At 39.3% G+C, this 4,322-nt stretch carries 3 protein-coding genes and 2 pseudogenes; 2 read left to right on the forward strand and 3 right to left on the reverse strand.

Annotation, left to right across the window (positions count from 1 at the left end; all coding sequences use genetic code 11):
* Nucleotides 1–1,485: 1,485 nt before the first annotated feature.
* Together FD47_RS13755 and FD47_RS13760 are read left to right on the forward strand one after the other, a co-directional pair.
* The gene (locus FD47_RS13755; RefSeq protein WP_054736582.1) at nucleotides 1,486–2,295 is read left to right on the forward strand and encodes a ParA family protein; all 810 of its coding nucleotides are present in this window, start codon (nucleotides 1,486–1,488) and stop codon (nucleotides 2,293–2,295) included.
* Nucleotides 2,292–2,666 (forward strand): DUF5388 domain-containing protein, encoded by a 375-nt coding sequence (locus FD47_RS13760; protein WP_054736584.1) that lies wholly within the window; start codon nucleotides 2,292–2,294, stop codon nucleotides 2,664–2,666. The genes FD47_RS13755 and FD47_RS13760 overlap by 4 nt, the downstream gene beginning before the upstream one ends.
* A gap of 328 nt (nucleotides 2,667–2,994) precedes the next feature.
* Here the strand turns inward: FD47_RS13760 and FD47_RS13765 are convergent, their stop codons facing one another.
* The 3 genes and pseudogenes from FD47_RS13765 to FD47_RS15445 all read right to left on the reverse strand — a co-directional run.
* Nucleotides 2,995–3,873: an IS3 family transposase gene (locus tag FD47_RS13765; RefSeq protein WP_054736586.1), complete on the reverse strand. Its 879-nt coding sequence runs from the start codon at nucleotides 3,871–3,873 to the stop codon at nucleotides 2,995–2,997.
* A pseudogene (locus FD47_RS13770) lies at nucleotides 3,870–4,223 on the reverse strand (helix-turn-helix domain-containing protein); the annotation flags it as partial. The gene FD47_RS13765 and the pseudogene FD47_RS13770, both read right to left, overlap by 4 nt.
* A 9-nt stretch (nucleotides 4,224–4,232) precedes the next feature.
* Nucleotides 4,233–4,322 (reverse strand): annotated as a pseudogene (locus tag FD47_RS15445) (IS5/IS1182 family transposase); the annotation flags it as partial.

Here is a 4,322-nt window from a genome sequence, read left to right on the forward strand (position 1 = left end):
GCCGCTTTTAGAGATCTCAAACAGTTTCTTACAACTACTACCACGATCAGGATCACCAACTAAAACTGATCTATCAAATCTATCGCCACCAAACTCACAAACGGGTCCACCAACTCAGTGAGTAACTGACGGGTACCAAGTTAATAAATCTCCATCCAAAACAGAATAATCACCTATAAATCCAAGCACTAGCGAACCTTTGGACAGCTTCTTAACTCCACTAACCGCACGGATCAGTTTACTTTTTCTAGTTATCGCTTATTATGAGCAAAACTGAACCTAGTCCTTTGAACTTGACTTTATCTTTTGAACTTTTCTTTGGCGGTTTTGATTTTGCAAAGGAGCAACGCGACTGACCCCTTTGGCTAGAGAGAGTTTTAAGCTTTGAGGGCAGATTTTGCCCCTTGATTTTATGAAAATATAAATTCAAGAGAATCAAAATCAACTTACCTTTTGGCCGTCGGTCGTCCGTCGCCCGTCAGTTGACTATGTATTTTGGGATTTTACTCCACTAACCGCCGTTCTCCTACTTTTCGGAGAAGCCAATGAATAGACGCCCTCATCAGCCCTGATCACACGTATTTTTATTAGTTCGGTAATCAGTCATGCGATTAGCCCCGGCACATTTCAGCGCCCGTCTAACCACCGTTCATTACGTAGCCCACACGTTCGGCCACCCAGCAACATAGTAATACTGAATGGCCTAGTGGGATTTTACTGCGGCGGCTCTCACGTGACCTGTCTATTTTTATGCCGGGCTTCCTTGAGCGGATGTCAATTAAGGTGCAGCTCGCCGTCATTCCCTTAATAAGTCCAAGACCCTTCATCGCTTCAATTAGCAACACGGTAGTTTGGCTTCTACCGTCAATAATTAAGTTGTGGCTCTCCCCACTCCCGGTTGCCCGAGTGATGGGGGCTGGACTTAATTAATCGCAATTAAAAAAGTCCTCGAGCAGATTACTGTTCAACCAATGCAAAGAAAAAGGCAAAATAGTAAATGCTTGAGGACTAAAAAAGGGTACACTTAATAGCACTCGACTAAAGACATTTTTTGAGCTATAATGACAACGTAATTTACATTGGAATGTTTTGAAATACGTCGTCCGCTGAACTCCCATTCAGCGGTCTTTTTCTTTTTATACTCAATTTGTAACCCGTTTTGATTACTCTTTCAATATAAGTTAATGAACTGAAAATAGCAACGGTAAATTTTAATGTTAGTACATGTATACATTACCACATAATTACAAATACTAATGTGTGAATGTATATTTGTAATTATTAGTATTTGTATACAAATATACGGCGATAAATACCGGTATAACAGCGTTTATTTAGGTGGTGTAATAATGTATAATTGTAAAAATGTAAAAAAATACACATGTAATAATGTATACATTATTACATGTGTATTTGTACTAATTAAATTGCTTTCACCCTTACTAAGTGTTAATGTATACATGTAATAAAAAGGGGAGAGCGTTTATGACGACAGTTTTAACTTTTTCAAATTTCAAAGGTGGCACTGGAAAAACCACAAATTCGACAATGACTGGAATTGAACTCGCTCGAAGGGGTTATAAAACTCTTTTGATTGACCTTGATCCACAAGCAAATGCAACAAATCTTTATCTTAAAACTAAAGAAAATAAAACAGGTGATTTGGTAACTTTTAAAGAAACATTAATGGCAGGAATAAAAAGTCAAAACATCAAAGCTACAATAATTAATATAGTCGACAATCTTGATGTTCTACCGTCATCTGCTGATTTTGCTTTGTACCCTCGATACATGGAAACGGTAAAAAAAGATTATAGTGAGCGCGTTAAGTATTTATCACAAATGATTAGTGAGTGGAAGGGTGAATATGATTATATTTTGATTGACGTTCCACCTACAATAAGTTTAATTACCGACAGCGCATTATATGCTACTGATTACGCAGTTATTGTTTTACAAACCCAAGAACGCTCTTTACAAGGTGCCGAGGCGTTTATTCGTTACTTGCAAGATACATTAATTAATCAGTTTCATGCACCAACTTTAGATGTTGCTGGTATTTTACCGGTTCTTTTAAAGAATGGTGCTCCGGTTGACCTAAGCACATTATCCAAAGCTGAAACAATGTTTGGAAAAGAAAATATGTTTAAGACAACTATTAAGAATATGGAACGGCTTAAACGGTATGATGTTACTGGTGTTACCTTTAAAGATCAATTTGATCGAGCTGTTCAGGAAGTATATAAAAATGTGGTAGATGAATTATTAAGCAGAATATCGGAGGAGTCATTATGAGCCTTATTAACAATCCAAATAAAAAAGATCCACTTGATCGAGGTCATGAAATTACGCCCGAAAAAGAATTCACGCTTGATGATCTAACAGAAACTAAAAAGAAAGAGACTCAAGAAAAAACATTATCTTCTAAAGATAATGTTTCAAGTGTAACTTTTTACGCGAATATTAGAATTAATAACCACATAAAAAATATTGCTGAAGCAATTGCAATAAATGGATATTCAAAATCACAAAAGGATTCCATTGAAAAAGCGTTGAATTATTTTCTGGATTCGTTTTCTAAAGACGAACGTCGCGGAATTGAGACTTCAATCGAAACCCTAGAACAACGTGACGTATTTCAAAAACATAAAAAACTAAGTAATTAATCATTGTACTAATGTGTGCACTAGTACACTCTTGTGTGTTCGCACTGAAATAGGGGTCAATGGAACAGCCATACGAATTTTAGCGGTAGGCCCGCAAATAAAAATTCCAAAACGTTGATTTAATGGCGTTTTGGAATTTTTGTGCTAGATCTAATTCATAATTGGCTCGGAACATTCGTACGGAAAATAGCGGTAAGCCTTGAAATCCTAACATTAACCTTCTTCAAACATGTCAGAGAGGGAACGTTCTGTCAATCTAACTTATACAACTCCACGGGCCGGTAGGCGCTGGTCCGTGTCAAGTAGACAGGTCAAATAATTAAAGTTCCTATGCAATTTCTTTTACGGCATGATTCCGATATTCCATCGGCGTCATGCCGTTTAGGGTTTCTTGGCGTCGTTCATAGTTATACCAGTGAATGGTGTCTTCAATCTGTTTCATCATCTCAACTTCAGATAAAGCTTGTTCAAATGCAAAGCGTTCGGTTTTCAGATGACTCCAGAAGCTTTCCATTGGGCTGTTATCCCCTGGAGTGCCTGGGCGAGACATACTATGAATAATGCCTTCTCCAGCCAAAAATGTATTGTACTCGCCACCTGTGTACGCCGATCCTTGATCACTATGCATCGTCTTGGGCTTAATGCCATTATTGTTCTTAAGGGCCAATTTGATGGTATCTGTCACTAGTTGTGCAGTCTCAGTTGGCGCGACGCGCCAGGCAATAATGCTATGATCATACAGATCTTTTACGGCACTGAGTCGAAGCTTCTTCTCGTTCTTGATTCCATAGGTTAACTCTGAACAATCGGTGACCATGACTAAATTAGGCCTGACTGGATGGAATGCATGTCCAGCGTCCACAGTGTACAGCTTGTTGGCAAGGAGATACTCTTTCTTCTCGGCTCTGCGATCATGCTTCGCGACGCGAATAGAGGCCTGTATGTGACCTTTGCGCATAATTCGACGAACACGGCCGTGACTGACATGATACGGCGTTTCGACGTTGATGGAGGTCACGAGTCGCTTAACGCCGAAGATGTAATGATTATTTTCTTCAAGCTCAATAATATATTCGAGAATCGCCTGATTCTCTAAGTGATGTATCGTTGGTTTACGATTCAACCACTTGTAATATGCGGCACGCGAAATATCAAGAGCACGGCACGCAGTGCTAATGCCATAAGGCTTGGCCGAATCTGGATTCATTTCTTGTGCGAGTTGTTGAATGGTCTGATATTGCTCGTCTGAGCGGCATTCCTTCTTTCTATTTCCTGAAGTTTTTTTAGAACGGCGGCCTCCGTTGAGACGTATTCAAGTCGCGCCTTAAGGCGTTTAATCTCAAGATCCTTCTTCTCAAGTTCGGTCAGTTGATCATTATTTTCCTTGGATTTACCACGCCGATCGGCAAGTGACGATTCACCACTTCGCTTGAATTTCTTGACCCAGGCATAGACTTGTCCATACGAAACGTCGAAGTGCTTTGTCGCTTCAACGTAATTCAATTCATTGGCGATAGTCCATTGTGCAATCTCGATACGTTCAGCTTGCGTCGTCTTAGAAGCTGTCTAAAATCTCTTAAGTAATAGTGCTAAAAATGCTAAAACGACCATTTGCAGACTGGTGATTAATTGACGCTCACAATTTTTCCAAAGTCG

This window comes from Lentilactobacillus parafarraginis DSM 18390 = JCM 14109 (assembly GCF_001435895.1).
Lineage (GTDB): Bacteria > Bacillota > Bacilli > Lactobacillales > Lactobacillaceae > Lentilactobacillus > Lentilactobacillus parafarraginis.